Origin of the sequence: Arenimonas composti TR7-09 = DSM 18010 (assembly GCF_000426365.1) — a bacterium.
GTDB classification, from domain to species: domain Bacteria; phylum Pseudomonadota; class Gammaproteobacteria; order Xanthomonadales; family Xanthomonadaceae; genus Arenimonas; species Arenimonas composti.
Map to the genome: position 1 here is coordinate 347,223 of NZ_AUFF01000002.1, position 24,603 is coordinate 371,825.

A 24,603-nucleotide genomic window follows, 5' to 3' on the forward strand; every position below is an offset into this window, starting at 1 on the left:
AGCGGTGCACCCGATTCGTGCATCCACACCGCGGCATTAAGCAGGTCCGCGGTCACCGGATTGCCGGCCTGCGCCACCGCCTGCGTCGCGCTGAACAACAGCACGGACGCCAACAGCAGCGGCCCGCGGCCGCGACGGCCCGTGCAGCCGCGGCGGCGAATGGTCTTCTCCATCATCTCCCCTCCGATTCGATGCGCGAGCGCGCAACGTATCGACATCGGCCGCTCGCGATCAACGTGTCCCCGCGCGAACTCCGCAAGATCCGCCACGCCGGAACCCGGCGGGACGGGCACGATTCCGGCACGATCCCGCCGACCGGAGACCCACGATGAAGAACTCGACCCGAACCACGTACGCCGCCCGCATCGATGCCGTGCTCTCCCGCCTGCAGGCCGCGCTGGCGCAGGGCGAGCCGCTGCCCGGGCTGGAGGAACTGGCGGCGGTCGCGCATTTCTCGCCGTTCCACTTCCACCGCGTCTGGCGCGCGCTGACCGGCGAGCCGCTCGGGCGCACCATCGCGCGGCTGCGTCTGCAGCGGGCGCTGCAGTTGCTGGAGCCGGCCGCCAGTGTCGTTTCCGACGTCGCGCTCGCCTGCGGTTTCGATTCCTCGCAGTCGCTGGCGCGCGCGGTCCGTGCGGAACTGGACACGACGCCCGGCGAACTGCGCGGCGATGCCGGCCGGATCGCCGCCGCCCGCCGCCGCCTCGCACCGCCCTCGCCATCCGAAGCCGAGCCGCCGCTGCAGGTGGAAATCGTCTCGCTGGAACCGTTCGAGGTGATCGCGCTGCGCCGCCGCGGCGCCTTCGAGGACCTCGATGCCGGCTTCGGCGCATTGTTCGGCTGGGCGGCCGAGGCCGGCCTGGTCGACGCGATCTGCGGTCTGTACGGTGTGCCGTACGGCGACCATCGCGAAACGGCACCGGCCGACTTCGAGTTCGACTGCGCGATCGCGCTCGCGACCGCCGACGCGGCGCCGCCGCATCCGATGCATCGCCTCGCGCTGCCGGCCGGCGCGCACGCCCGCCTGCGCCACGTCGGCCCCTACGAGGGTATCGAGGACGCGGTCGACCGCCTGCTGCGCGACTGGCTCCCGCAGAGCGGCCACGCCCTGCGCGACGCCCCGATCCATTACGCCTTCCTCGACGACCCGGAAGTCGTCCCCGCCTCGCTGCTGCGCGCCGACATCCACGTTCCGCTTGCGCCCGGAAACTGAGCAACGCGACCGAACCCACTCGTTACCCGTTACCCGTTACCCGTTACTCGTTACTCGTTGCTCGTTGCTCGTTACTCGTTGCTCGCCGCCGCCCCCCGCCGTTGCCGGAACGGCGCCGACGCCAGCGCCATCTCGGCCATCGAGTGCGCCAGTTCCTTCTCGGCGAGCACCGCGCCATCGGCGCCGTGCGCGAGCAGGTGGCGGACTTCCTTGTCGCCGTGGGCGCGGGCGAGGATGGTCATGCCGGCGTTGGCGGTGCGCAGTCGTTCGGCGACCTCGCCGGCCTCGAGCGCACGCGGGATCGCCAGGATCGCCAGCAGCGCCCCTGCCGGCGAGGCCTCGTCGAGCACGCCCGGCGCGGCGGCATTGCCGCGGATCGTCGGGTAGCCCTCGCCGCGGGCCTTCTTCACCAGGTCGGCGTCGTCCTCGATCACCAGCAGGGGCACACCGCGCGCGCGCAGCAGGTGGGCGATCTCGCCGCCGACGCGGCCGAAGCCGACCAGGATCGCGTGGCCCTCGACAGGCAGTTCGGGCCCTTCGCGCGGCGGCGGCGGCATCGCCGCGACGCGCTCGGCCTCCTCGCGCGCAAGACGGCGCTCGCGGATGTCGAGCAGGCCGAAGATCAGCGGGTTGGCGCAGATCGACAGCAGCGCGCCCGCGAGCACGAGGTCGCGGCCGGCGACCGGCAGGATCTCCAGCGCCACACCCAGGCCGGCGATGATGAAGGCGAACTCGCCGATCTGCGCCAGGCTGGCCGAGATCGTCAGGGCGGTCGAGGTCGGATGCCCGAACAGCCGCACGATCAGGAAGGCACCGGCCGACTTGCCGACGGTGATGATCAGGAAGGTCGCCAGCACCGGCAGCGGCTGCTCGACGAGGATGTGCGGGTCGAACAGCATGCCGACCGAGACGAAGAACAGCACCGCGAAGGCGTCGCGCAGCGGCAGTGAGTCCGAGGCCGCCTTGTGGCTCAGGTCGCCGCTGAGCAGCATGCCGGCGAAGAAGGCGCCGAGCGCGAACGACACCCCGAACAGATGCGCCGAGCCGAAGGCGACGCCGAGCGCGATCGCCAGCACCGACAGCGTGAACAGCTCGCGCGAGCCCATGCCGGCGATGTTCTCGAGCATCCACGGGATCGCCCGCTTGCCGACCAGCATCATCAGGGCGACGAAGGCGGCGACCTTCAGCAGGGTCACCAGCAGCGACACCGCGACCTCGCCGACGGTGGGATGCGGGCCGCTGCCGTCGCCGAGCGCCGCCGCGACCGCCGGCAGCAGCACCAGCACGATCACGCAGACCAGGTCCTCGACGATCAGCCAGCCGACCGCGATGCGCCCGCGCCGGGTGTCGAGCAGGCGGCGGGCCTCCATCGCGCGCAGCAGCACGACGGTGCTGGCGGTCGACAGCGCCAGGCCGAGCACGATCCCCTGCAGGTTGTTCCAGCCCATCAGCCAGGCCAGGCCCCAGCCGAGCACGGTCGCCAGCGAGATCTGCACGACCGCGCCGGGGATGGCGATCGCGCGCACGTCCATCAGGTCTTCGAGCGAGAAGTGCAGGCCGACGCCGAACATCAGCAGGATCACGCCGATCTCCGACAGCTCGCCGGCCAGCTCGACATCGCCGACGAAGCCGGGCGTGTACGGGCCGACGATGATTCCGGCGATCAGGTAGCCGACGATCGGTGACAGCCGCAGCCGGTTCGCGGCCGCGCCCAGAACGAAGGCGAGCACGAGGCCGACGGCCAGCAGCGAGATCAGCGGCGTCTGATGCGGCATCGGCGCTCCGGCGGGGGGATGGCCCGATTATTGCTTCCGGGCCCCGTCAGCGGCAATCGCACAGGTAGAATGCGCGCCTTCCTCCGCGCTCCGCTCTCCGCGAACCCTCCGATGATCGCCTTCCGCAATTTCGCCCTGCGCCGCGGCGAACGCCTGCTCCTGTCGCAGGTCGACCTCGCCCTGCACGCCGGCTGGCGGGTCGGCGTGATCGGCCGCAACGGCGCCGGCAAGTCCAGCCTGTTCGCCAGCATCCTCGGCCAGCTCGAGCCCGACCAGGGGGACATCGACCTGCCGGGCAAGGTGCGCATCGCCAGCGTCGCCCAGGAAACGCCCTCGTTGCCTGACCCGGCGATCGACTTCGTGCTCTCCGGCGACGATCTGCTGTACGCGGTGATGCAGGAGGAAGCGCGGGCGATGGCCGCCGAGGACTGGGACGGCGTCGCCGCCGCCCACCAGCGGCTCGCCGAGCTCAACGGCTACGACGGCACCGCGCGCGCCGGCAAGCTGCTGCACGGCTTGGGCTTCCCGCCGGAAACGCATGGCAAGCCGGTGTCCGACTTTTCCGGTGGCTGGCGCGTGCGCCTGAACCTGGCACGGGCGCTGATGATGCCCTCGGACCTGCTGCTGCTCGACGAGCCGACCAACCATCTCGATCTCGATGCCGTGCTGTGGCTCGAGCAGTGGCTGCTGAAGTATCCCGGCACCCTGCTGATGATCTCGCACGACCGCGAGTTCCTCGACGTGCTCAGCACCCACACCCTGCACCTGCACGAGGGCAGGGCGAAGCTCTACACCGGCGACTACACCAGCTTCGAGCGCCAGCGCTCCGAGCACCTGCGCCAGCAGCAGATCGCCCACGAGAAGGAACAGGCCGAGCGCGCCCACCTGCAGAGCTTCATCGACCGGTTCAAGGCCAAGGCCAGCAAGGCCCGGCAGGCGCAGAGCCGGATGAAGCGCCTGGCCAAGCTGCAGGGCACCGAGGCGGTGCGCGCCGAACGCGCGTTCCGGATCAGCTTCGCCGAGCCGGCGAAGCTGCCGCATTCGCTGATCCGCCTGAATCACGTCGACGCCGGCTACCCCGCTGCTCCCGTAGGAGCGCCTTCAGGCGCGATGGGCATCGCGGCTGAAGCCGCTCCTACAGGTGTTGCGGCACCGACCGTCATCCTCCGCGACGTCGGCTTCGGCCTCGAAGCCGGCGATCGCATCGGCCTGCTCGGCCCGAACGGCGCCGGCAAGTCGACCCTGGTGAAGACCCTCGTCGGCGAACTCGCGCCGCTGGCCGGCGAGCGCGCCGCGCACCCGGACCTGCGCATCGGCTACTTCGCCCAGCACACCGTCGAGAGCCTGCACGAGGGCCAGAGCCCGCTGTGGCATCTGAAGCAGCTGGCGCCGGACGCCGGCGAGCAGGTGCTGCGCAATTTCCTCGGGCGCTGGAACTTCGTCGGCGACCGTGCCTTCGAGAGCGTCGACGGCTTCTCCGGCGGCGAACGCGCGCGCCTGGCGCTGGCGCTGATCGCGTACCGCGAACCGAACGTGCTGCTGCTCGACGAGCCGACCAACCACCTCGACCTCGACATGCGCGAGGCCCTGGCCGAAGCCCTGGCCGACTTCCCCGGCGCGATCGTTCTGGTCTCGCACGATCGCCACCTGATCGGTCTGGTCTGCGAGACCTTCTGGCGGGTCGCCGACGGCCACGTCGAGGAGTTCAGCGGCGACCTCGACGAATACGCCGCGTGGCTGCGCAGCCGCGGCAACGAGCCGAAGAAGGCCGCCGCCGCGAAGCCGGCGCCCGTCGCTGCCAGGCCGGTGGCACCGCCGCCGCGCCAGGATCCGAGCGCCGCCCGCCGCCTGCGCCAGCTCGAGGAGAAGCTGGAGCAGGTGCAGGCCGAGCTGTCCCGGGTCGAGGCCCAGCTCGCCGATCCGGCGATCTACGGCAACGACGGCGGCATCGAACTCGCCCAGCTCGGCCAGCGCCAGGCCGAACTCGCCGCCGAGCAGGCGCGGCTGGAGGAGGCTTGGCTCGCGGCAGCGGAGAGCAGTTCGTCGTAGGAGCGCCTTCAGGCGCGATGCCTTCAATCACGCCCGAAGGCGCGCGCAGAAGCATCGCGGCTGAAGCCGCTCCTACCCCAGCCGGCCCTCTTGAATTCCTGGCCTCAGGCCCAACCCTCAGCCCATCCGGCGCCCCCAGCGGCGCGGACGACTACGAACCATCTCGTACGAACTGCGACTACGCCCATGCCGATCTACGCCTTCGAATGCACCTCCTGCGGCCATGCCTTCGACCGCCTGCAGAAGCTCAGCGACGCCGATCCGACGCAGTGCCCGACCTGCGGCGCGCCCGACGTGCGGCGCCAGGTGACCGCGCCGGCGTTCCGTCTCGCCGGCGGCGGCTGGTACGAGACCGACTTCAAGAAGGACGGCGACCGCAAGCGCAATCTCGCCGGCGATGCCGCCGCGAAGCCGGAAACGAAGTCCGAGCCGGCCGCTGCGCCCGCGCCCGCAACGCCGAAGCCGGCCGCGACCGCCGATTGAGTCCGCCGTCCCGCGTTTCTTGCCGCCGGCCGCCACGAGCGGCTAGGGTCGGGGCATGAAGACGCCCCGATTCCTGCTCCTTCCGCTCGCCGCCGCGCTCGCGTTCTCCGCGCAGGCGACCACGCCCGTTCCGGGCCTGCCCGAGCCGCTGCCGCCGCCGGGTCTCGACGAGGCCGGCGTGCAGCAGCGCGCCGCCGACGCCTTCTTCGCGAACCTCGCGCCGCTGTGCGGCCAGGCGTTCGCCGGCCGGGTGGTCGCCGATACGCCGCCGAGCGCGAACGATCCGTTCTCGACCCAGCCACTGGTGATGCATGTGCGCGAATGCGACGTCGACGTCGTGCGCATTTCCCTGCATGTCGGCGAGGACCGCTCGCGCACCTGGGTGATCACGCGCACGGAGAACGGCCTGCGCCTGAAGCACGACCACCGCCATGCCGACGGCAGCCCGGATCCGGTGACGATGTACGGCGGCGACACCACCGGCGCCGGCAGCGAAACCCGCCAGGCCTTTCCCGTCGATGCCGAATCGATCGCGATGTTCGAGCGCGAGGGCCTCGCCGCGTCGGTCAGCAACACCTGGGCGATGGAACATGCGCCGGGCCGGCGCTTCCTCTACGAGCTGTCGCGGCCGAACGGCCGCCTGTTCCAGATCGAGTTCGACCTGACGGCGCCCCAGCCGGTGCCTCCACAGGCCTGGGGCGCCATTCCGCGCTGATCCGCGGGATTCCCGGGAAACGTCTTACCAGTTGCGGCCGACCGGCCCGAAGCGGCCGCGGCAGCCCTTGTCGACCCACAGGTTGCCGTCGCGGTAACCCCAGGTGCGGTTCTCGACGCAGGCCTCGCGCGACTGCTGTTCGATCAGGCGCGGGCGGCCGTAGCTCTCGTTCCAGGCGCAGGTCGAGCGGCGCTCGCCGCGGCTGGCGCAGGTCACGCTGTAACGGCCCCAGTCGGTGTTTTCCCAGCGGTCGCCGCCACGGACCGGGCCGAACTCCGCGCGGCAGCCGCGGTTGACCCAGACGATGCCCGGGCGCTGGCCCCAGTTGCGGCCTTCGACGCACTGCGTGCGCGAGAGCTGGCGGACGACCTCGGCGCGGCCGTTGAACGGCGTGCGACATTCGGCCGGGCGCTCGTTGTGGCTCTCGCAGCGGAACAGGACATTGGTGCCCGGGCGGATCGGCGGCGGATTGTTGCCCGGACGGTTCGCCGGCGGCGGGGTGTAGCCGGGACGGCCGTTGTTGCCCGGGCGGCCGTTGTTTCCGCGCAGCGAGGTGGCGATGTCTTCCTTGATGCGGCTGAAGGTCCAGCCCGAGCGCACCTGGTCGAGGTAGAAGCGCAGCTGGTCGTCGGGAATCTGGCGACCACCGGACTGTTCCTGGTACTCGAGCGAGATCACGCGGATGCGGTCGCGTTCGTTGAGCTGCGACAGGTTCTCCGGCGCATAGGCCTTCGGGGTGACCGCCTGGGCGTCGACCGCGGCGGGAGCCGAGGCGAGCAGGGCGAGGGCGAGCAGGGCGGCGAGATGGCGCATGGCGGTGCCTCGGTGATGGAGTCGACGCCACTTTCCGTCAGCGGATGTGAATGCCGCATGGCCGCCGGCGTCGCGGGATGCCCGGTTCGCGGGGGTTGCGGCGATTTGCCGCGTTCCGGCAGCGCGCCTAGAATTCGCGGCCCCCTTCCCGGCTTCCGGCGCGCGTCGCGCGCCGCCGGCGGACCCCTCGGAGTCAACATGCGCAGCCACTTCTGCGGCCTCGTCGACGAGTCGATGATCGGCCAAACCGTCGTCCTTTGCGGCTGGGCCGACGTCGCCCGCGACCTCGGCGGCGTCTGCTTCATCGACCTGCGCGATCACGAGGGCATCGTCCAGGTCGTCGCCGAGCCGGCCGGGACCGAGGGCAATGCCGAGGTGGTCGCCGCCGCGCAGAAGGTCGGTTACGAGGACTGCCTGCGCATCACCGGCATCGTCCGCGCGCGGCATGCGGTCAATGCGAAAATCCGCACCGGCAAGGTCGAAGTCGTCGCGACCAGGATCGAGGTGCTGAACAAGGCCGAGCCGCTGCCCTTCCACGCGCACGAGAACGCCGGCGAGGACATCCGCCTCAAGTACCGCTATCTCGACCTGCGCCGCCCCGAGATGCAGAAGATGATGCGCACGCGCATCCGCCTGGTGCAGGCGCTGCGTCGCTGGCTCGACGCGCGCGGCTTCCAGGACATCGAGACGCCGATCCTGACCAAGGCGACCCCCGAGGGCGCGCGCGACTTCCTGGTGCCGGCGCGCATGCATCCCGGCGAGTTCTACGCGCTGCCGCAGTCGCCGCAGCTGTTCAAGCAGATCCTGATGGTGGCCGGCTTCGACCGTTACTACCAGATCGCCCGCTGCTTCCGTGACGAGGCCCTGCGCGCCGACCGCCAGCTCGAGTTCACCCAGCTCGACATGGAATTCGCCTGGGTGCGCGAACAGGACGTGCAGGACGCCGTCGAGCAGATGATCCGCGAGGTCTTCCGCGAGGTGATCGGCGTCGAACTCGCCGAGCCGTTCCCGCGCATGACCTGGGCCGAGGCGATGCGCCGCTACGGTTCCGACAAGCCGGACCTGCGCATCGGGCTCGAGCTGGCCGACGTCGCGGATCTGGTGAAGGACTGCCAGTTCGGCGTGTTCACCGCCGCCGCCAACGATCCGCACGGCCGCGTCGCCGCGCTGCGCATCCCTGGCGGCGCCACGCTCAGCCGCAAGCAGATCGACGAATACGCCGCGCATGCGGCGAAGTTCGGCGCCAAGGGCCTGGCCTACGCGAAGATCGACGCCGGCGGCGCGGTCACCTCGCCGATCGCCAAGTTCTTCGACGGTGACGGCTTCGCGGCGCTGCTGCAGGCCACCGGCATCGGCAACGGCGACATCGTCTTCTTCGGCGCCGGCGCCTACAACGCGGTCTCCGACTTCATGGGCGCGCTGCGCCTGAAGGCCGGCAGGGACTTCGGCCTGGTGCAGGAAGGCTGGAAGCCGCTGTGGGTCACCGACTTCCCGATGTTCGAGTGGGACGAGGAGGCGCAGCGCTACGTCGCCCTGCATCACCCGTTCACCGCGCCGGCGGTCGACGACATCGCCGACCTGAAGGCCAATGCGCGCACCGCGGTGTCGCGGGGTTACGACATGGTCCTCAACGGCAACGAGATCGGCGGCGGTTCGATCCGTATCCATCGTCCGGACATGCAGAGCGCGGTGTTCGAGCTGCTCGGCATCGGCCGGGAAGAGGCGGAGGCCAAGTTCGGCTTCCTGCTCGATGCGCTGCGCTTCGGGGCGCCGCCGCACGGCGGCATCGCCTTCGGCATCGACCGCATCGCCGCGCTGATGGCGGGCACCGAATCGATCCGCGACGTCATCGCCTTCCCGAAGACCACGACCGCGCAGTGCCTGATGACCGGCGCGCCGTCGCCGGTGCCGGAGGCGCAGCTGTCCGAGGTCCACGTCGCCGTGAAGCCCCCGCTGCGGTGAAGCCCCCGCTGTAGGAGCGGCTTCAGCCGCGATCCGGATATCGTCTTGATCGCGCCTGAAGGCGCTCCTACGAGAGCCGGTGATGTCGATGAAGATCCGCAAAGCCACCGCCACCGACGCCAGCACGCTCGCGGCGCTGTCGCGCGAGACCTTCCGCCAGGCCTTCGGCCATCTGTACCCGCCGGAGGACCTGCAGGCCTTCTTCGAGGATGCCTATTCGGTGGCGCGGCAGCTCGCGGCGATCACGACGCCGGGGCATGCGGTGTTCCTGCTCGAACGGGAAGGCGAGGCGGTCGGTTACGCCGCCGTCGGCCCCTGCGGCCTGCCGCATCCCGAGGCGGTCGAGGCCGACGGCGAACTCAAGCGCCTCTACCTGCTGCGCGACGTCCAGAACGGCGGCCACGGCGGCCGGCTGTTCCAGGCCGCGCTCGACTGGCTGCAGCGCGACGGCCCGCGCCGGCTCTGGATCGGCGTGTATTCCGACAATCACGGCGCACAGCGCTTCTACGCGCGGCATGGCTTCGAACGGGTCGGCGAGTACCACTTCCCGGTCGGGCGGGTGCGGGACCTCGAATTCATCCTCCGGCGGGGATGACGGAAAAACCGGGGTCGGAGTACTTTTCCCCGGCCGTTCCACTGCACGACATTCTGCGAGGAAGCCCACTCTGGCCCCGGAAAGTACTCCGACCCCGGTTTTCCTGTTGCACGGCGTCTGGATGCGCGGTCTCACCCTCCTGCCGCTGGCGCGCCGCCTGCGCGCCGCCGGGTTCGCGCCGATGCTGTTCGACTACGCCAGCCTGCGGCACGGTCCCGGGCCGTCGGTGGACCGCCTCGCCGCGCGCCTGCTCGCGGTCGGCCGTGACCAGCCGGTGCACCTGGTCGGGCACAGCCTCGGCGGCCTGATCGCCCTCGAGACGGTGGCGGCCTATCACGGCCTGCCGCCGGGCCGCGTCGTCTGCCTCGGTTCGCCGCTGGCCGGCAGCACCACCGCCCGCGGCATGTGCATGAAGCACCTGTCGCCGCTGCTCGGCCGCAGCTGCAACCTGCTGCGCAGCGGCCTGCACGAGGTGCCGCACGGCCGCCAGGTCGGGATGATCGCCGGTTCGAAGCCGGTGGGCGTCGGCCGGCTGTTCGGCCTCGACCGCGAGAGCGACGGCACCGTCGCGCTCTGGGAAACCCGCCTTCCCGGCCTGGCCGACCACTGCGTGCTGCCGGTCACTCATACCGGGCTGGTGCTGTCGGACGAGGTGGCGGCGTTCACCGCCGGCTTCCTGCGGGAAGGTCGCTTTCCGCCTGCCAGGACCGGAGACAGGAGGTAGGAGCAGCTCCTGCCACCTATAATTCACGGCAAGGCAGCAGACGGAAGAAGAGCAAGCCATGGGCAGACTGATGGCCATCGAAGGGCGCAAGAACGCCCAGGATGCCAAGCGCGGCAAGGTGTTCACCAAGCTGATCCGCGAGATCTCCGTCGCGGCGCGGCAGGGGGGCGGCGATCCGAAGGCCAATCCGCGCCTGCGCACCGCGGTCGACAAGTCGCTCGCCGCGAACATGTCGCGTGACGTGATCGACCGCGCGATCAAGAAGGCCACCGGCGAACTCGAGGGCGTCAGCTACGAGGAGATCCGCTACGAGGGCTACGCCCCGGGCGGTGTCGCGGTGATCGTCGACTGCCTCACCGACAACAAGGTGCGCACCGTCGCCGACGTCCGTCACGCGTTCAACAAGTGCGGCGGCAACCTCGGCACCGACGGCTCGGTCGCCTTCATGTTCCGCGAGCTCGGCGTGCTCAGCTTCGGCCCGGGCAGCGACGAGGACGCACTGACCGAAGCGGCGATCGAGGCCGGCGCCGACGACGTGCAGGCCTTCCCCGAAGACGGCGTGATCGAGGTGCTGACCGCGCCCGAGGCTTTCGAGGCGGTGAAGGCGGCGATGGCCGCGGCCGGGCACGTACCGCTGCAGGCCGAGGTCACCATGCGCGCCGACAACGACGTCGCCGTGACCGGCGACACCGCGGTGCAGGTCAAGAAGCTGCTCGACATGCTCGAGGACCTCGACGACGTCCAGGACGTGTACTCCAACGCCGAACTGGACGCGGCCGCCTGGCAGTGAGCCGCATCCTCGGCATCGATCCGGGCTCGCAGCGCACCGGCATCGGGCTGATCGACGTCGATGCCGCCGGCCGCTGCAGCTACGTGCACTGCCAGGCGCTGAACCTGCTGGTCGACACCGATTCCTTCGCCGCGCGCCTCGGCAAGCTGGTCTTCGATCTCGAGGAAGTGCTCGAGGTGTGGCGGCCCGACGTGGTCGCGATCGAGAGCGTGTTCATGGACAAGTCGGCGACCTCGGCGCTGAAGCTGGGCCATGCCCGCGGCGCCGCGATCGCCACCGTCGTGCGCCGCGGCCTCACGGTGAACGAATACGCGCCGCGCCTGATCAAGCAGTCGCTGGTCGGCGGTGGCGCCGCGGAAAAAACCCAGGTCCAGCACATGGTGAAACTGCTGCTGAACCTCGGCGACACGAAGCTGCAGGCCGACGCCGCCGACGCGCTGGCCGTCGCGCTCACCCACGCCCACACCAGCGCGACCGCCGGCCGGACCGGCCTCGCCGCGACCCTGATGCGCAGCCGGAGGCGCCGCCGATGATCGGACGACTGAAAGGCCTGCTGGTGTACAAGGCGCCGCCACAGCTGATGGTCGACGTCGGCGGGGTCGGCTACGAACTGTCGGCGCCGATGAGCACGTTCTACGACCTGCCCGACGTCGGCCGCGAGGTCGTGCTGTTCTGCCACTACGCGGTCAAGGAAGACGGCGTCGCCCTCTACGGCTTCCTGACCGAGGCCGAGCGCCGGCTGTTCCGCGAGGTGCAGAAGGTCACCGGCGTCGGCGCGAAGATCGCGCTGAGCGTGCTGTCCGGCGCCAGCGTCGACGACTTCGCCCGGCTGGTGCAGGCCGGCGACGTCACCGCGCTGACCCGCATCCCCGGCATCGGCAAGAAGACCGCCGAGCGCATGGTCGTCGAACTGCGCGACCGCGCCGCCGATTTCGCCGGCGGCGGCGTCGCCGTCATCGCCGGCAAGGCCGGCGCAGCCCCTGCCGATCCGGCCGCCGAAGCCTCCGTCGCCCTGCAGCAACTCGGCTACAAGCCGGCCGAAATCCAGCGGATGCTGAAGCTGGCCGAGGCCGGGGACAGCGCCGAGGAAATCATCCGCAAGGCCTTGAGGTCCGTGCTGAAGGGCTGAGGGCATTTTGGAAGGCAAGTAGTGGATAGGAAGTAGCAAGTAGTGGGTCTCGCTGCGATCTTGGGGCGCAGCGAGACCCACTACTTGCTACTTCCTGTCCACTACTTGCCTTCATCCGGCACTTGCCTTACCGCGGACCCGAAAGCCCTCCGACAGGCATAATCGCCACATGGATCCGACCCGCGTCATCGCCCCCACCGCCACCCGCGAGGACGAGCTCGCCGAGGCCAGCATCCGGCCGAAGCGGCTCGACGACTACCTCGGCCAGGTGCCGGTGCGCGAGCAGCTGAAGATCGCGATCGAGGCGGCGAAGGGGCGCGGCGACGCGCTCGACCACGTGCTGATCTTCGGGCCGCCGGGCCTGGGCAAGACCACGCTGAGCCACGTCATCGCCAACGAGCTCGGGGTCAACCTGCGCCAGACCTCGGGTCCGGTGATCGAGCGCGCCGGCGACCTCGCGGCGCTGCTGACCAACCTGCAGCCGCACGACGTGCTGTTCGTCGACGAGATCCACCGCCTGAGCCCGGTCGTCGAGGAAGTGCTGTACCCGGCGATGGAGGACTTCCAGATCGACATCATGATCGGCGAGGGCCCCGCGGCCCGCTCGATCAAGCTCGACCTGCCACCCTTCACCCTGATCGGCGCGACCACCCGCGCCGGTCTGCTGACCGCGCCGCTGCGCGACCGCTTCGGCATCGTCCAGCGCCTGGAGTTCTACACGCCGGAGGAGCTGACGAAGATCGTCCGCCGCAGCGCCACGATCCTCGGCATCGAATGCGCCGCCGACGGCGCCGCCGAGATCGCCCGCCGCAGCCGCGGCACCCCGCGCATCGCCAACAGGCTGCTTCGGCGCGTGCGCGATTACGCCCAGGTGCGTGCCGGCGGCGTGATCACCCGCGAGGTCGCCGATGCGGCGATGGCGATGCTGAAGGTCGACGCCGAGGGTTTCGACCAGCTCGACCGGCGCATGCTGGCGATGATCATCGACAACTTCGGTGGCGGCCCGGTCGGTGTCGAGTCGCTGGCGGCGGCGCTCAGCGAGGAGCGCGGCACCCTCGAGGACGTCGTCGAGCCCTACCTGATCCAGCAGGGTTTCCTGGTCCGCAGCGCCCGCGGCCGCATGGTCACCCACAAGGCCTACAGCCATCTCGGCCTGCGCGCACCGAGCCGGCCGGCCGACCTGTTCGCAGCCGAAGCCACCGCCGCCGATCCGGACGGGCCGTGAGCGACGCGTCGGCGCCGCCGGAGTTCCCCGGGAAATCGGTGCGAAGTCCGGATTCGTTCAGCTTTCCGATACGCGTCTACTGGGAAGATACCGACGCTGGTGGTGTGGTCTACCACGGCAGTTATGTCCGCTTCCTGGAACGCGCCCGCACCGAATGGCTGCGCGCCCAGGGCGTCGGTCAGCAGGCCCTGCGCGAGAGCGAGGACCTGGTGCTGGTGATTCGCGACATGAGCCTCGACTTCCGCAAGCCCGCGCGTCTGGACGACGAACTGCAGGTGAGCGTGGTCATGACCGGAAGACGCTCGGCCAGTTTCCTGATCGAGCAGCAGATCGTGCGGGGCGGCGAGGTGCTGGTCGACGCGCGGGTGCGCGTGGCCTGCCTGGTCGCCTCCAGTTTCAGACCGCGGCCGCTGCCTGCCTGGCTGGCCGCGGACAGTCCCTGATCCGGAGTCCAGGAATGCCGTTGACGCTCACGACGATCCTCACCGCCGCGCCCGTCGAGGCCCTGCCCCCGGAAACCGCGGTCGCCGCGGTCGAGACCGCCGCCGCCACGTCCGGCGAGGGCATCAGTTACCTCCAGCTGCTGCTGCACGCGAGCCTGCCGGTGCAGGTGATCATGCTGCTGCTGGCCCTGGGCTCGGTGCTCAGCTGGGTGATCATCTTCCGCAAGTACCGGGTGTTCTCGCGCGCCAACGACGAGGCCGACGACTTCGAGAGCCGCTTCTGGTCGGGCGCCGACCTGACCCAGCTCTACCGCGCCGCCACCGACCGCAACCGCGTCGTCGCCGGGCTGGAGGCGATCTTCGAGGCCGGCTTCCGCGAATACGCCCGCCTGCGCCAGAAGAAAGGCGTGGACGGCCGCACCCAGCTCGAGGGCGCCCAGCGCGCGATGCGCGCGACCTTCGCGCGCGAGGTCGACCGCCTCGAGCACAACCTCGAGCTGCTCGCCAACATCGGCTCGACCGCGCCCTACGTCGGCCTCGTCGGTACCGTGTTCGGGATCATGGTGACGATGCACGGCCTGGCCTCGGACCAGCAGGCCAGCATCGCCGCGGTCGCGCCGGGCATCTCGGAGGCGCTGTTCGCCACCGCGATGGGCCTGTTCGTGGCGATCCCGGCGGTCTGGGCCTACAACCGCTTCGCGACCCGGGTCGAGCGCCTGAGCGTGCGTTACGAATCCTTCGCCGAGGAGTTCTCTTCGATCCTGCAGCGGCAATCGCACGTCGAGGAATGAGGCGGCGCCCGCGCGCAACCCCGTCCGAGACGCCCGTCCGTTAGGAACCCGCGATGTCAGCGACCATTACCCGCCACCGCCGCAAGCGAAAGCTGAAGTCCGAGATCAACGTCGTGCCGTACATCGACGTGATGCTCGTGCTGCTGATCATCTTCATGGTCACCGCGCCGCTGCTGAGCCTGGCGGTCGACGTCGACCTGCCGAAGGCGAACGCCCGCGCGGCGGCGCCGCAGAAGGATCCGGTGATCGTCGAGGTCGATGCCGAAGGGCGCCTGGGCCTGCGCCTGCAGGGCGCGCCGCGCGAGGAGATCGACGCCGAGACCCTGCGTGCCAAGCTCGCGGTTTTCGTGCAGGCCAATCCGCAGGTGCCGGTGTTCGTCGCCGGCGCCCGCGACGCGGAGTACGCGAAGGTGATGGACACCATGGTGCTGCTGCAGCAGGCCGGCGTCGGCAAGGTCGCGCTGATCTCGGAGCCGGGGGGCAATGACCGCTGACGCGCTCGGGCTGGACGGGCGGGACGACGACCTGCTGGTGCCGGTCGGGCTCGCGCTCGGCCTGCACGTGCTGCTGGTGTTCGCGCTGCTGCTGGCCGGCTGGCTGCAGCCGGTGCCGCAGAAGATCTCGGTCGCCGGGCCGCCGGTCGAGGCGACCCTGATGCTCAGCGAAGCCGACATCGCGGTCTCCGAACGGGCGATCCAGGAAGCGCCGAGGCCGGCACCCGCGCCGCCACCGCCGCCGGCGCCGCGGGCCGAGGAGCAGCCGCTGCCGCCGCAGCCGGTGCCGCAGCAACAGATCCCCGAGCCCGACACGGTCGACCAGGAAGAGGTCGCCCGCCTCGCGCTGCAGCAGGCCGAGGAAGAGCGGCGGATCCAGGAGGAGCGCCGCCGCCAGCAGCAGATCGACCTGACCGAACGCCAGCGCCAGGAAGAGGCCGAGCGCAAGCGCCAGGCCCGCGAGGCCGAACTGGCCGAGATCCGCCGCCAGCGCGACGAGGCCGCCCGCCGCGCCGAACTCGCCCGCCAGCGCCTCGAGCAGCTCGCCGACCGCACCCCGCCGGCAACGCCCGCGCCGCCGGCCGAACGCCCGGCCCAGCCGGCGGCAGCGGCGTCCGGCAACAACGGCGTCGACACCGACCTGCGCGCCCGTTACGTGCTGGCGATCCAGCGCGCCGTCGAGCGCAACTGGAATCGCCCGGAAACCATTTCACCCGGTGCTGTCTGCCCGCTGCGCATCATCCAGGCGCGCGGCGGCACCGTGATCAGCGTCGAGGTGCTGCCCGGCTGCGCCTACGACACCCTCGGCCAGCGTTCGGTGGAGGCGGCCGTGCTCAAGGCCCAGCCGCTGCCCTACGAAGGTTTCGAAAGCGTCTACACCCGCGATCTGCGACTGAATTTCCGCGCCACGGAGAACTGAAGAATGAAGCGTTTGTTCCTCCTGCTGCTGCTGCTCCTCGTGCCGCTGTCCAATGCCGGCGCGCAGGCGCTGGAAATCGACATCACCAACGCCAACCCGACCTCGCTGCCGATCGCGGTGGTGCCGATGCCCTACCTGGGCACCAGCGTCGCGCCGGACACCGACATCGCCGCGGTGATCCGCGCCGACCTCAACCGCAGCGGCAAGTTCCGCGCGCTCGACGAGGCCAGCATGGTCGAGAAGCCGCTGCGCGGCAGCGAGATCAACTTCGCGACCTTCCGCCTGCAGCGCCAGGACTTCATCGTCGTCGGCCGCGTGCTCGACAACCCCGACGGCGGCTACCGGGTCGAATACGAGCTGTGGGACGTCGCCAAACAGGAACGCCTGCTCGGCCTGGCCGTCGGCGGCCGCGCCCGTGGCATGCGCGACGTCGCCCATCAGATCGCCGACCAGATCTACGAAAAGATCCTCGGCGAGCGCGGCGCCTTCTGGACCCGCATCGCCTACGTCACCGCCACCGGCGTCGGCGACAACATCCAGTACGCGCTGATGGCGGCCGACTCCGACGGCTGGAACCCGCAGCCGGTGGTGCGCTCGAAGGAGCCGCTGCTGAGCCCGGCCTGGAGCCCGGACGGCCGCCGCCTGGCCTACGTCAGCTTCGAGCGCGGCAATTCGACGATCTACATCCAGGAACTCGCGACCGGCGCCCGCGAGGTCGTGGCCAGTTTCCGCGGCATCAACGGTGCGCCGTCCTTCTCGCCCGACGGCACGAAGCTGGCGCTGACCCTGTCGCGTACCGGCAATCCCGAGATCTACGTGATGGATCTGGCCAGCCGCAACCTGACCCAGATCACCAACCACTACGGGATCGACACCGAGGCCGTGTGGACGCCGGACGGGCGCTCGCTGGTCTTCACTTCCGATAGAGCCGGCAAGCCGCAGCTTTACCAGGTGCCGGCCACCGGTGGCGAGGCGACGCGCCTGACCTTCGAGGAGGGCGCGTCCGCCGCCAAGGCCACAATTTCCTTTGACGGCAAGAAGATAGCGGTGGCGCAGGGGCGCGGGAACGTTTATCGTATCGCGATCCTCGACCGCAGTTTCGGAGGCGCCGGCCGCTGGGATCCGCCGCTTTCGCCGGGCAATCTCGACGAATCGCCGAGCTTCGCCCCGAATGCCAGCATGGTGCTTTACGCGACCCGGGAAGGCGGTCGCGGTGTGCTCTACGCGGTCTCGGCCGACGGCCGTGTCCGGCAACGACTGATTTTGGCTGATGGTGACGTCCGGGAGCCCGCCTGGTCACCTTATCGGCAGCGTTAATCCCTTAGGCAGGGCTCATACAAAAACAAGTTCCATCACTGCATCCGAGCTAACGAGGTCAATCCGATGAACACCACCACCCGCGTGCTGCTTGCCGCCTCCGTCGTCCTGGCGCTGGGCGCCTGCAAGTCGAAGTCCGAAACCGTCGAGCAGCCGCGCGACACCGGCACCCCGGTCGTCACCGCCCCGGTCGACAACAGCGGCCGCTTCACCCCGGCCGACCTGGACACCAACGCCTGCCTGCGCCAGCGCACGGTCTACTTCGACTTCGACCAGGACACCCTGCGTCCGGAATTCCAGTCGATCATGGCCTGCCACGCCAAGTACCTGAACGACCAGCCGGGCGCGCGCATCACGCTGGAAGGCAACGCCGACGAGCGTGGCACCCGCGAGTACAACCTGGGCCTGGGCGAGCGCCGCGGCAACGCCGTCGCCGGCGCCCTGCAGGGTGCGGGTGGTTCGGCGTCGCAGCTGACCGTCGTCTCGTACGGCGAGGAGCGCCCGACCTGCACGCAGTCCGACGAGTCGTGCTGGTCGAAGAACCGTCGCGTCGAAATCGTCTACACCTCGAAGCAGTAAGTCGATGACGCGCGGACGCATCTTCTGCGTTGCCGCCGTGGTGGCCGCCCTCGTGGCGGCCACCCCGGTGTCGGCCCAGCGCCTGAGCCTGGCCGAACGCGTCACCGCCCTCGAGAACAAGGCCAACGCCGACGCGATGGCGTCCGGCAATGCGAACCTCGAGGCCCAGAATCGCATCGTCGCGCTACAGGGCGAAGTCAGTGCCCTGCGCGACGTGATCGAACAGCTGCAGCACGAAATGCGCCAGCTGAAGGAAGCCAACCGCCTGCTGGCGGCCGACATCGACAGCCGCCTCGGTGCGCTGGAAGAGGGCGCCGCGCCGGCGCCGGCAGCGTCGCGGCCGACCCCGGAACCGCAGTCGCCGCCGCCGCGCGCCGATGCGCGGGCGCCGCAGGCCGGCTTCACCGATGTGCCCGCCGAGGCGAATCCGTCGGCGGACCGCGCCGACGCTGGCAGCGTCTCCGCCGCCGACCCGGCGCAGGAACAGGACCGTTACCAGCAGGCCCTGGACACCCTCGTCGAGCGCTTCGAGGCGGCGGAATCCGCGCGGCTGTTCCAGTCGTTCATCCGCGACTATCCGGACAGCCCGCTGATCGCGAACGCCTGGTACTGGCTCGGCGAGAGCTACTACGTCACCCAGAACTTCGAACTCGCGGTCGAGGCTTTCGCGACCCTGCTCGAGGTCTATCCCGGCTCGCGCAAGGAGCCCGACGCGCTGCTGAAGCTCGGCTACTGCCGCATCGCCCTCGGCGAGCGCAGCGGTGGCGAGGCCGTGCTGCGCGACCTGCTCGACCGTTATCCGGGCAGCGACGCGGCGCTGAAGGCCGAAAGCCGGCTGCGCACGCTGGCGCTGGAATCGCGCTGATCCGGTCGGCGCCCGCGCGGCGCCGGCGTTGCCGATGAACACCGAAGCGACCTCCACCGCCGTTCCGTCCGGCGACACCGCCGGCACGCCCGGCGGCGACCGCCTGCGCCTGACCGAGATCTTCCTGTCGGTGCAGGGCGAGGCCCGCCACGTCGGCTGGCCGACGGTGTTCGTGCGCCTGACCGGCTGCCCGCTGCGCTGCACCTATTGCGACACCGCCTACGCTTTCCACGGTGGCGCGTGGTGGGACATCGACGCGATCCTCGCCGAGGTCGCCCGCCACGGCGTCCGCCACGTCTGCGTCACCGGCGGCGAGCCGCTGGCGCAGAAGCGCGTGCTCGGCCTGCTGGCGCGGCTTTGCGATGCCGGCTATGAGGTCTCGCTGGAAACCTCGGGCGCGCTCGACATCGCCGGCGTCGACCCGCGCGTGAGCCGCGTCGTCGACCTGAAGACGCCGGCCTCGGCGGAAATGCACCGCAACCGGCTCGAGAACCTTCCGCTGCTGACGGCGCACGACCAGCTCAAGTTCGTGATCTGCGACCGCGCCGACTACGAGTGGGCGCGCGGCATGCTCGCCGAACACCGGCTTGCCGGGCGCTGCGAGGTGCTGTTCTCGCCGGGCATGGGCCTGGTCGCGCCGGGCGAACTGGCCGAATGGATCCTCGCCGACCGCCTGCCGGTGCGCTTCCAGCTGCAGCTCCACAAGGTGCTCTGGGGCGATGCTCCCGGGCGCTAGTCGTCATTCGACAACGGATTCGCACGGATCGACACGGATGGGCTTCCGGCGTGTACCCGCTGGCGACCGCTCCTGATCCGTTCTGATCCGTGATGATCCGTTGTCCGCTGATTGAAGGTGGGTGCATGAAGAAGGCCGTTGTGCTGGTTTCGGGGGGCATGGATTCGGCGGTGGTGCTGGCACTCGCGCGCGAGGCGGGCTTCGCCTGCCATGCGCTGAGCGTGTCCTACGGCCAGCGGCATACCTCGGAGCTGCAGGCGGCGGCGCGCGTGGCGGCGGCGATGGGCGCGGTCGAGCACAAGGTGGTGACCGTCGACCTGCGCGCGATCGGCGGCTCGGCGCTGACCGCCGACATCGCCGTGCCCGAGCACGATGCCGGCGAGCGGCTGGACGAGGGCATTCCGGTCACCTACGTCCCGGCGCGCAACACGATCATGCTGTCGATCGCGCTCGGCTGGGCCGAGGTGCTCGGCGCCGACGACCTGTTCTGCGGCGTCAACGCGGTCGACTACAGCGGCTACCCCGACTGCCGGCCGGAATTCATCGCCGCGTTCGAGCGCCTGGCCAACCTCGCGACGAAGACGGGCGTGACCCGCGCCGCGGCCGGCGAGCCGGGCCTGCAGGTCCATGCACCGCTGATGCGGATGTCGAAGGCCGACATCGCCCGCGAGGGCACACGCCTCGGCGTCGACTTCGCGCAGACCGTGTCCTGCTACCAGGCCGACGGCGACGGTCGCGCCTGTGGCCGCTGCGATGCCTGCCGCCTGCGCGCCGCCGGCTTCGCCGATGCGGGTCTGCCGGACCCGACGCGTTACGCGCCGGGCGCCGAGTCGCGCTAGAATCCGCCCCCTGCGCGCCACGCCGCGCACCGCGTCGACACGACGACGGGCCGTTAGCTCAGTCGGTAGAGCAGAAGACTTTTAATCTTTTGGTCGAAGGTTCGAATCCTTCACGGCCCACATTCTTTCCAGCGTATTCACGCTGGAAAGAATCCCAAGATCGGGACGGAAAAACGGTGTCAGAGACAGTTAATCGGACGCCGCCGCCAAGGCCGATCGGTCACGACGATTAAATGTCTCTGACACCGTTTTTCCGTCCCGATCTCGGGCCCCGGTTCATCACTTCCGATCCCCCGCGCCTGTCGGCGCGCCCCCCTTACCAAGGGGGGCTTTCCTCCAGAGGATTGCGACGCTCTTGAAGAGAAGAGCGACTCCTTGCGGCGTCGGCGAGGGATTCGATCGTCCAGGTTCCTTCTGCGTGTCTACCGACTGCCAGTCCGTTTCTGGTGGCGCTTGCAGCGCCTCGATCAAGCGGGGCGCGAGGGGTCGGGCAGTGGCGCCGGACGCGGTCCAGGTCTTGGCCACGGTCGAATCCTGGAACTGCGCTGATCGGGAGATTCCGTCGCAGGGCGAGGCCGCGCCCGGAACAACTGGCGGACGAATACGTGCTCTCCGTCGGAGGCCGGATTCGCGCTCGAGGATGGCGTTTCCTGAAGCAGCCGCATGGATCGTGGACGCTCACCCGCTATCACTACGACACGGTCGCGGGCGCTTGCCCGGACTCGAGTGGGAGCTAGTGCGCGACGACTACCTCCTACCTCGTACGAACTACGAACTGACTTTTCACCGCCACCCGACACCCCGGATGCTGCGATCCGTCTCCGAACCCGGAGACCGCGCATGCCCCGACTTCCGCACACCGACTGGCCACGCACGCTGCGCGTCGTTCGGCATGGGCAGAGCGCGGGCAATGTCGCGCGCGATGCGGCCGAGGCGAGCGGGGTGGTGCTGATCGACATCGCCGATCGCGATGCCGACACGCCGCTGTCGGCGCTCGGCGAGGCGCAGGCGGCGGCGCTGGGGGCGTGGTTCGCGGCGTTGCCGGACGCCGAGCAACCCGAGGTGATGCTGTGTTCGCCGTTCGTGCGTGCGCGCCAAACCTGCGTCGCGACGGCGCGGGCGCTGGGCCGGGACGCGGGTGAGGTCTGCATCGACGAGCGGCTGCGCGAGAAGGAGTTCGGCATCCTCGACCGCCACACCGTGCACGGCATCCGCGCGAAGTTCCCGGAACTGGCGGAGCAGCGCGCCCACGTCGGCAAGTTCTATTTCCGGCCGCCGGGCGGCGAGAGCTGGTGCGATGTGATCCTGCGCCTGCGCAGCGTCGTCGAGGTGCTGCGCCGCGACCATGTCGGCGAGAACGTGCTGGTCGTCGCCCACCAGGTGATCGTGAACTGCTTCCGCTACCTGCTCGAAGGCCTGGACGAGGCGGCGATCCTCGCGATCGACCGCCAGGCCGACGTCGCCAACTGTTCGGTCACCGAGTACGGCTTCGCCGATCGTGGCGACGGCCCGCGTTTCGGCCTGCTGCGCGCGAACTTCGTGCCGCCGCAGGTGGCCGGGGCGGCGCCGGTCACCACCGAACCGGATCGTCCGCAGGGGCCGAAATGAGCGCCACGGTCACCCCCGTCGATGCCGCACTGCTGCGTGCCTGGGCACTGCCGCTGCCGGAGGCCGACGCCGACAAGGAAGTGCGCGGCCGCGTGCTGGTCGTCGCCGGCGCGCGCGACGTGCCCGGCGCCGCGCGGCTCGCCGGCGAGGCGGCGTTGCGTGCGGGGGCCGGCAAGCTGCAGGTCGCGACCGCCGCCGGCGCCGGGGTGATGCTCGGGCTGCTGTTGCCGGAAGCGCGGGTGCTCGAGCTCCCGGTCGACCGCGCCGGCGCCCCGCGCGCGAGCACCGCGGCGGCGCTGGCCGCGGCGGGAGCGGCCGACGCGCTGCTGATCGGCCCGGGTCTGCCCGGCGGCGCGGCGACCGCGCAGCTCGTGCGCACGTTCGCCCGCCGTGCCGGCGGCGCCGTCGTGCTCGATGCCGGCGCGCTGGTGGCCGCCGGACACGTGGCGCCGGCGGGGCCGCTGGTGCTGACCCCGCATGCCGGCGAGCTGGCGAAGCTGATGCAGCGGCCGGTGGAGGCGATCGCCGCCGATCCCGTCGCCGCGGCCTGCGAATGCGCGCGCGACAACGTCGCGGTGGTCGTGCTGAAGGGCGCGACGACGGTGATCGCGAGCCCCGACGGCGACGTCTTCGTGCATCAGGCCGACATCCCGGGCCTGGCGACCTCCGGCTCGGGCGACGTGCTCGCCGGGCTGGTCGCCGGGCTGCTCGCGCGCGGGGCGCCGGCGGTGCAGGCGGCGGTCTGGGCGGTGGCGCTGCATGCCGGCGCCGGGCGCGTGCTGGCGCGCCGCGGTGGCCCGCTCGGGGCGCTGGCGCGCGAGTTCGCCGGCGAGGTGCCCGCGCTGCTGAGGAACGGTGCCGGCCTCTTCGACCGGGCCGCCGCCGCCGACGGCTGATCAGTCGACGAATTCCTCGTCCTCGTCGACGACGTGCTCGCCGAGGCCGTCCTCGCCGTCCGGCGGCAGCGGTTCGAGCAGGGCGTAGTCGTCGACGTCGCGGCGGGCGATGCGGCGCGAGACCGGATAGGCCTCCAGCATCGGGGCGGGCTCGCGATGCACGACGGCGAGGGCGCGCCGCGGCTCGGCGGCGATCCAGTCGAACACCCGCGCGGGGGCTATGAACAGCGGGCCATCGGCGGTCAGCGGCGCCGGGATCGTCGGATTGGGCTGGGTGAGGATCGCGAAGCTGTGGTGTTCCAGCCCGAGTTCGTCGTCGTGCCAGCGTTCCCACAGCGCCGCGGCGAACAAGGGCGCGCCGTCGCGGGCCTGGATGAACCACGGCCGGTGCGGCCGCATCTCGCGCGACCACTTGAAGTAGCCGTTCATCGGCACCGCGCAGCGGCGCTGGTTCCAGGCACGGCGGAACAGCCGGCTGCGCGGCGCGCGGTCGAGGCGGGCGGTCTGGGTGCTGTAGCGGGTCTCCGGCAGCGGTTCCCAGCTCGGTACCAGTCCCCAGGACATCGTCACGACCTGCAGGCCGTCGTCGCCACCGACGATGACTCCCGCCGATTGCCCGCGGCTGATGTTCCAGCGGTCGGGCAGGTCGCGAAGGCGTTCGACGAGCGCCGGCGACACCCCGGCGACCGCTTCGAGACCGGACAGGGCCTGGACGAACCGACGCATGCGCGGATCGCAACAGCGCACGCGTGAAACTGGGGTCAGAGTACGTTTCCGCGTCCGCGGCTTCGTACCCCGCTCGAACCACGAACCCGTCACGTCTTCGAGGGTGTGATGGCGGCATGCCCCGGCACCTGAAGATCGCGACGTTCAACGTCAACGGCATCCGCAGCCGCCTGCCGCACCTGCTGGCTTGGCTGAAGAAGGAGATGCCCGACGTCGCCTGCCTGCAGGAACTGAAGGCGACCGACCAGGCCTTCCCGATCGACGAGATCCACGCCGCCGGCTACGGCGCGCTGTGGCGCGGGCAGACCTCGTGGAACGGGGTCGCGGTGCTGGGGCGCGGCGTCGACCCGGTCGAGAGCCGGCGCCGCCTGCCCGGCGAACGCGCCGACGAGCAGGCGCGCTATCTCGAAGTGATGGCGCACGGCGTGCTCGTCTGCGGCCTCTACCTGCCGAACGGCAATCCGCAGCCGGGACCGAAGTTCGACTACAAGCTGCGCTGGTTCGACCGCCTGCTGAAGCACGCGCGCGCGCTGGCGAAGCTCGAGCATCCGGTGATCCTCGCCGGCGATTTCAACGTCGTGCCGACCGACTTCGACATCTACGACCCGAAGTCCTGGCGCAAGGACGCGCTGCTGCAACCGGAAAGCCGCGAGCGCTACGAACGCCTGCTCGCCCAGGGCTGGACCGACAGCCTGCGCGCGATGCATCCGGAAGAACGCATCTACACGTTCTGGGACTATTTCCGGAACCACTGGCCGCGCGACGCCGGCCTGCGCATCGACCACCTGCTGCTGAATCCGGCGCTGGCGCCGCGCCTGGTCGACGCCGGCGTCGACCGCTGGGTGCGCGGGCTCGAGAAGGCCAGCGACCACGCGCCGGTGTGGGTCAAACTCCGCCGTCCGCCGTGACCCCCCCCC

The 24,603-nt window shown here is 70.5% G+C and carries 26 protein-coding genes, 1 tRNA gene and 1 pseudogene; 25 read left to right on the plus strand and 3 right to left on the minus strand.

Going from position 1 to position 24,603, the window contains the following annotated elements:
• Positions 1-328 precede the first annotated feature (328 nt).
• Complete coding sequence (locus tag K311_RS0105890; RefSeq protein ID WP_026816546.1) at positions 329-1,213, plus strand: AraC family transcriptional regulator; 885 nt, start codon at positions 329-331, stop codon at positions 1,211-1,213.
• A gap of 71 nt (positions 1,214-1,284) precedes the next feature.
• Here K311_RS0105890 and K311_RS0105895 read toward each other — a convergent pair whose 3' ends face one another.
• Positions 1,285-2,988, minus strand: a complete 1,704-nt coding sequence (locus K311_RS0105895; protein WP_026816547.1) for a cation:proton antiporter domain-containing protein — start codon at positions 2,986-2,988, stop codon at positions 1,285-1,287.
• Positions 2,989-3,099: 111 nt separating this feature from the next.
• Between K311_RS0105895 and K311_RS0105900 the strand changes: the two are divergent.
• From K311_RS0105900 to K311_RS15620, 4 genes and pseudogenes are all read left to right on the plus strand, one after another.
• A pseudogene (locus tag K311_RS0105900) lies at positions 3,100-4,737 on the plus strand (ABC-F family ATP-binding cassette domain-containing protein); the annotation flags it as partial.
• Between the two features lie 57 nt (positions 4,738-4,794).
• Positions 4,795-5,037 (plus strand): hypothetical protein, encoded by a 243-nt coding sequence (locus tag K311_RS18965; RefSeq protein ID WP_425476572.1) that lies wholly within the window; start codon positions 4,795-4,797, stop codon positions 5,035-5,037.
• Between the two features lie 186 nt (positions 5,038-5,223).
• On the plus strand, positions 5,224-5,520 hold the full coding sequence (locus K311_RS0105905; RefSeq protein WP_026816549.1) for an FmdB family zinc ribbon protein: 297 nt from the start codon (positions 5,224-5,226) through the stop codon (positions 5,518-5,520).
• A 55-nt stretch (positions 5,521-5,575) separates the two neighbouring features.
• Positions 5,576-6,235 carry a hypothetical protein gene (locus K311_RS15620; RefSeq protein ID WP_051239590.1) on the plus strand — a complete coding sequence of 220 codons (660 nt, stop codon included), beginning with the start codon at positions 5,576-5,578 and terminating at the stop codon, positions 6,233-6,235.
• A 24-nt stretch (positions 6,236-6,259) separates the two neighbouring features.
• Here K311_RS15620 and K311_RS0105915 read toward each other — a convergent pair whose 3' ends face one another.
• Positions 6,260-7,048, minus strand: coding sequence for a DUF3011 domain-containing protein (locus tag K311_RS0105915; protein ID WP_026816550.1), 789 nt, complete (start codon positions 7,046-7,048; stop codon positions 6,260-6,262).
• Between the two features lie 198 nt (positions 7,049-7,246).
• Here K311_RS0105915 and aspS point away from each other — a divergent pair, with 198 nt between their 5' ends.
• The 19 genes from aspS (at position 7,247) to K311_RS15630 (ending at position 22,960) form a co-directional block, all read left to right on the plus strand.
• Entirely contained in the window at positions 7,247-9,010 is a 1,764-nt protein-coding gene (gene aspS / locus K311_RS0105920; RefSeq protein ID WP_026816551.1) for an aspartate--tRNA ligase, read from the plus strand.
• An 82-nt stretch (positions 9,011-9,092) separates the two neighbouring features.
• On the plus strand, positions 9,093-9,605 hold the full coding sequence (locus K311_RS0105925; protein WP_026816552.1) for a GNAT family N-acetyltransferase: 513 nt from the start codon (positions 9,093-9,095) through the stop codon (positions 9,603-9,605).
• 70 nt (positions 9,606-9,675) lie between these two features.
• A complete protein-coding gene (locus tag K311_RS0105930; RefSeq protein WP_043797005.1) occupies positions 9,676-10,329 on the plus strand; it encodes an esterase/lipase family protein in 654 nt (217 codons plus the stop codon).
• A 58-nt stretch (positions 10,330-10,387) separates the two neighbouring features.
• The gene (locus tag K311_RS0105935) at positions 10,388-11,119 is read left to right on the plus strand and encodes a YebC/PmpR family DNA-binding transcriptional regulator (RefSeq protein WP_026816554.1); all 732 of its coding nucleotides are present in this window, start codon (positions 10,388-10,390) and stop codon (positions 11,117-11,119) included.
• The gene (gene ruvC / locus K311_RS0105940) at positions 11,116-11,652 is read left to right on the plus strand and encodes a crossover junction endodeoxyribonuclease RuvC (protein ID WP_026816555.1); all 537 of its coding nucleotides are present in this window, start codon (positions 11,116-11,118) and stop codon (positions 11,650-11,652) included. Before K311_RS0105935 ends, ruvC begins: the two co-directional genes overlap by 4 nt.
• Positions 11,649-12,248: a Holliday junction branch migration protein RuvA gene (gene ruvA, locus K311_RS0105945; RefSeq protein WP_026816556.1), complete on the plus strand. Its 600-nt coding sequence runs from the start codon at positions 11,649-11,651 to the stop codon at positions 12,246-12,248. Before ruvC ends, ruvA begins: the two co-directional genes overlap by 4 nt.
• A gap of 169 nt (positions 12,249-12,417) precedes the next feature.
• Complete coding sequence (ruvB, locus tag K311_RS15625) at positions 12,418-13,473, plus strand: Holliday junction branch migration DNA helicase RuvB (protein WP_043796978.1); 1,056 nt, start codon at positions 12,418-12,420, stop codon at positions 13,471-13,473.
• Complete coding sequence (ybgC, locus tag K311_RS0105955) at positions 13,470-13,916, plus strand: tol-pal system-associated acyl-CoA thioesterase (RefSeq protein ID WP_026816557.1); 447 nt, start codon at positions 13,470-13,472, stop codon at positions 13,914-13,916. The genes ruvB and ybgC overlap by 4 nt, the downstream gene beginning before the upstream one ends.
• A gap of 14 nt (positions 13,917-13,930) precedes the next feature.
• Positions 13,931-14,707 carry a protein TolQ gene (tolQ, locus tag K311_RS0105960; protein ID WP_026816558.1) on the plus strand — a complete coding sequence of 259 codons (777 nt, stop codon included), beginning with the start codon at positions 13,931-13,933 and terminating at the stop codon, positions 14,705-14,707.
• Positions 14,708-14,760: 53 nt separating this feature from the next.
• Entirely contained in the window at positions 14,761-15,201 is a 441-nt protein-coding gene (tolR, locus tag K311_RS0105965; RefSeq protein ID WP_026816559.1) for a protein TolR, read from the plus strand.
• A complete protein-coding gene (gene tolA, locus K311_RS0105970; protein ID WP_026816560.1) occupies positions 15,191-16,120 on the plus strand; it encodes a cell envelope integrity protein TolA in 930 nt (309 codons plus the stop codon). Before tolR ends, tolA begins: the two co-directional genes overlap by 11 nt.
• Before the next feature lie 3 nt (positions 16,121-16,123).
• Positions 16,124-17,437 carry a Tol-Pal system beta propeller repeat protein TolB gene (tolB, locus tag K311_RS0105975; RefSeq protein WP_026816561.1) on the plus strand — a complete coding sequence of 438 codons (1,314 nt, stop codon included), beginning with the start codon at positions 16,124-16,126 and terminating at the stop codon, positions 17,435-17,437.
• A 66-nt stretch (positions 17,438-17,503) separates the two neighbouring features.
• Complete coding sequence (pal, locus tag K311_RS0105980; protein ID WP_026816562.1) at positions 17,504-18,016, plus strand: peptidoglycan-associated lipoprotein Pal; 513 nt, start codon at positions 17,504-17,506, stop codon at positions 18,014-18,016.
• 4 nt (positions 18,017-18,020) lie between these two features.
• Complete coding sequence (ybgF, locus tag K311_RS0105985; RefSeq protein WP_026816563.1) at positions 18,021-18,881, plus strand: tol-pal system protein YbgF; 861 nt, start codon at positions 18,021-18,023, stop codon at positions 18,879-18,881.
• Between the two features lie 34 nt (positions 18,882-18,915).
• Complete coding sequence (queE, locus tag K311_RS0105990; protein ID WP_026816564.1) at positions 18,916-19,617, plus strand: 7-carboxy-7-deazaguanine synthase QueE; 702 nt, start codon at positions 18,916-18,918, stop codon at positions 19,615-19,617.
• 125 nt (positions 19,618-19,742) lie between these two features.
• Positions 19,743-20,456 (plus strand): 7-cyano-7-deazaguanine synthase QueC, encoded by a 714-nt coding sequence (gene queC / locus K311_RS0105995; RefSeq protein WP_026816565.1) that lies wholly within the window; start codon positions 19,743-19,745, stop codon positions 20,454-20,456.
• A gap of 47 nt (positions 20,457-20,503) precedes the next feature.
• Positions 20,504-20,576 (plus strand) — tRNA-Lys (locus K311_RS0106000).
• Between the two features lie 720 nt (positions 20,577-21,296).
• Positions 21,297-22,064, plus strand: coding sequence for a histidine phosphatase family protein (locus K311_RS0106005; RefSeq protein ID WP_026816566.1), 768 nt, complete (start codon positions 21,297-21,299; stop codon positions 22,062-22,064).
• A complete protein-coding gene (locus K311_RS15630) occupies positions 22,061-22,960 on the plus strand; it encodes an NAD(P)H-hydrate dehydratase (RefSeq protein ID WP_051239592.1) in 900 nt (299 codons plus the stop codon). The genes K311_RS0106005 and K311_RS15630 overlap by 4 nt, the downstream gene beginning before the upstream one ends.
• On the opposite strand, the gene K311_RS17550 is transcribed toward K311_RS15630, so the two are convergent.
• Positions 22,961-23,686: an SOS response-associated peptidase gene (locus K311_RS17550; protein WP_051239594.1), complete on the minus strand. Its 726-nt coding sequence runs from the start codon at positions 23,684-23,686 to the stop codon at positions 22,961-22,963.
• Positions 23,687-23,802: 116 nt separating this feature from the next.
• Here K311_RS17550 and xth point away from each other — a divergent pair, with 116 nt between their 5' ends.
• On the plus strand, positions 23,803-24,594 hold the full coding sequence (gene xth / locus K311_RS0106020) for an exodeoxyribonuclease III (protein ID WP_026816567.1): 792 nt from the start codon (positions 23,803-23,805) through the stop codon (positions 24,592-24,594).
• Positions 24,595-24,603 lie beyond the last annotated feature (9 nt).

What these genes read in the sequence shown, in the direction of transcription:
- K311_RS0105890 (WP_026816546.1), top strand. Translation starts at nt 329, where the DNA reads ATGAAGAACTCGACCCGAACCACGTACGCCGCCCGCATCGATGCCGTG.
- K311_RS0105895 (WP_026816547.1), bottom strand. Translation starts at nt 2,988, where the DNA reads ATGCCGCATCAGACGCCGCTGATCTCGCTGCTGGCCGTCGGCCTCGTG.
- K311_RS0105905 (WP_026816549.1), top strand. Translation starts at nt 5,224, where the DNA reads ATGCCGATCTACGCCTTCGAATGCACCTCCTGCGGCCATGCCTTCGAC.
- K311_RS15620 (WP_051239590.1), top strand. Translation starts at nt 5,576, where the DNA reads ATGAAGACGCCCCGATTCCTGCTCCTTCCGCTCGCCGCCGCGCTCGCG.
- K311_RS0105915 (WP_026816550.1), bottom strand. Translation starts at nt 7,048, where the DNA reads ATGCGCCATCTCGCCGCCCTGCTCGCCCTCGCCCTGCTCGCCTCGGCT.
- aspS (WP_026816551.1), top strand. Translation starts at nt 7,247, where the DNA reads ATGCGCAGCCACTTCTGCGGCCTCGTCGACGAGTCGATGATCGGCCAA.
- K311_RS0105925 (WP_026816552.1), top strand. Translation starts at nt 9,093, where the DNA reads ATGTCGATGAAGATCCGCAAAGCCACCGCCACCGACGCCAGCACGCTC.
- K311_RS0105935 (WP_026816554.1), top strand. Translation starts at nt 10,388, where the DNA reads ATGGGCAGACTGATGGCCATCGAAGGGCGCAAGAACGCCCAGGATGCC.
- ruvA (WP_026816556.1), top strand. Translation starts at nt 11,649, where the DNA reads ATGATCGGACGACTGAAAGGCCTGCTGGTGTACAAGGCGCCGCCACAG.
- ruvB (WP_043796978.1), top strand. Translation starts at nt 12,418, where the DNA reads ATGGATCCGACCCGCGTCATCGCCCCCACCGCCACCCGCGAGGACGAG.
- tolQ (WP_026816558.1), top strand. Translation starts at nt 13,931, where the DNA reads ATGCCGTTGACGCTCACGACGATCCTCACCGCCGCGCCCGTCGAGGCC.
- tolR (WP_026816559.1), top strand. Translation starts at nt 14,761, where the DNA reads ATGTCAGCGACCATTACCCGCCACCGCCGCAAGCGAAAGCTGAAGTCC.
- tolA (WP_026816560.1), top strand. Translation starts at nt 15,191, where the DNA reads ATGACCGCTGACGCGCTCGGGCTGGACGGGCGGGACGACGACCTGCTG.
- tolB (WP_026816561.1), top strand. Translation starts at nt 16,124, where the DNA reads ATGAAGCGTTTGTTCCTCCTGCTGCTGCTGCTCCTCGTGCCGCTGTCC.
- pal (WP_026816562.1), top strand. Translation starts at nt 17,504, where the DNA reads ATGAACACCACCACCCGCGTGCTGCTTGCCGCCTCCGTCGTCCTGGCG.
- ybgF (WP_026816563.1), top strand. Translation starts at nt 18,021, where the DNA reads ATGACGCGCGGACGCATCTTCTGCGTTGCCGCCGTGGTGGCCGCCCTC.
- queE (WP_026816564.1), top strand. Translation starts at nt 18,916, where the DNA reads ATGAACACCGAAGCGACCTCCACCGCCGTTCCGTCCGGCGACACCGCC.
- queC (WP_026816565.1), top strand. Translation starts at nt 19,743, where the DNA reads ATGAAGAAGGCCGTTGTGCTGGTTTCGGGGGGCATGGATTCGGCGGTG.
- K311_RS0106005 (WP_026816566.1), top strand. Translation starts at nt 21,297, where the DNA reads ATGCCCCGACTTCCGCACACCGACTGGCCACGCACGCTGCGCGTCGTT.
- K311_RS15630 (WP_051239592.1), top strand. Translation starts at nt 22,061, where the DNA reads ATGAGCGCCACGGTCACCCCCGTCGATGCCGCACTGCTGCGTGCCTGG.
- K311_RS17550 (WP_051239594.1), bottom strand. Translation starts at nt 23,686, where the DNA reads ATGCGTCGGTTCGTCCAGGCCCTGTCCGGTCTCGAAGCGGTCGCCGGG.
- xth (WP_026816567.1), top strand. Translation starts at nt 23,803, where the DNA reads ATGCCCCGGCACCTGAAGATCGCGACGTTCAACGTCAACGGCATCCGC.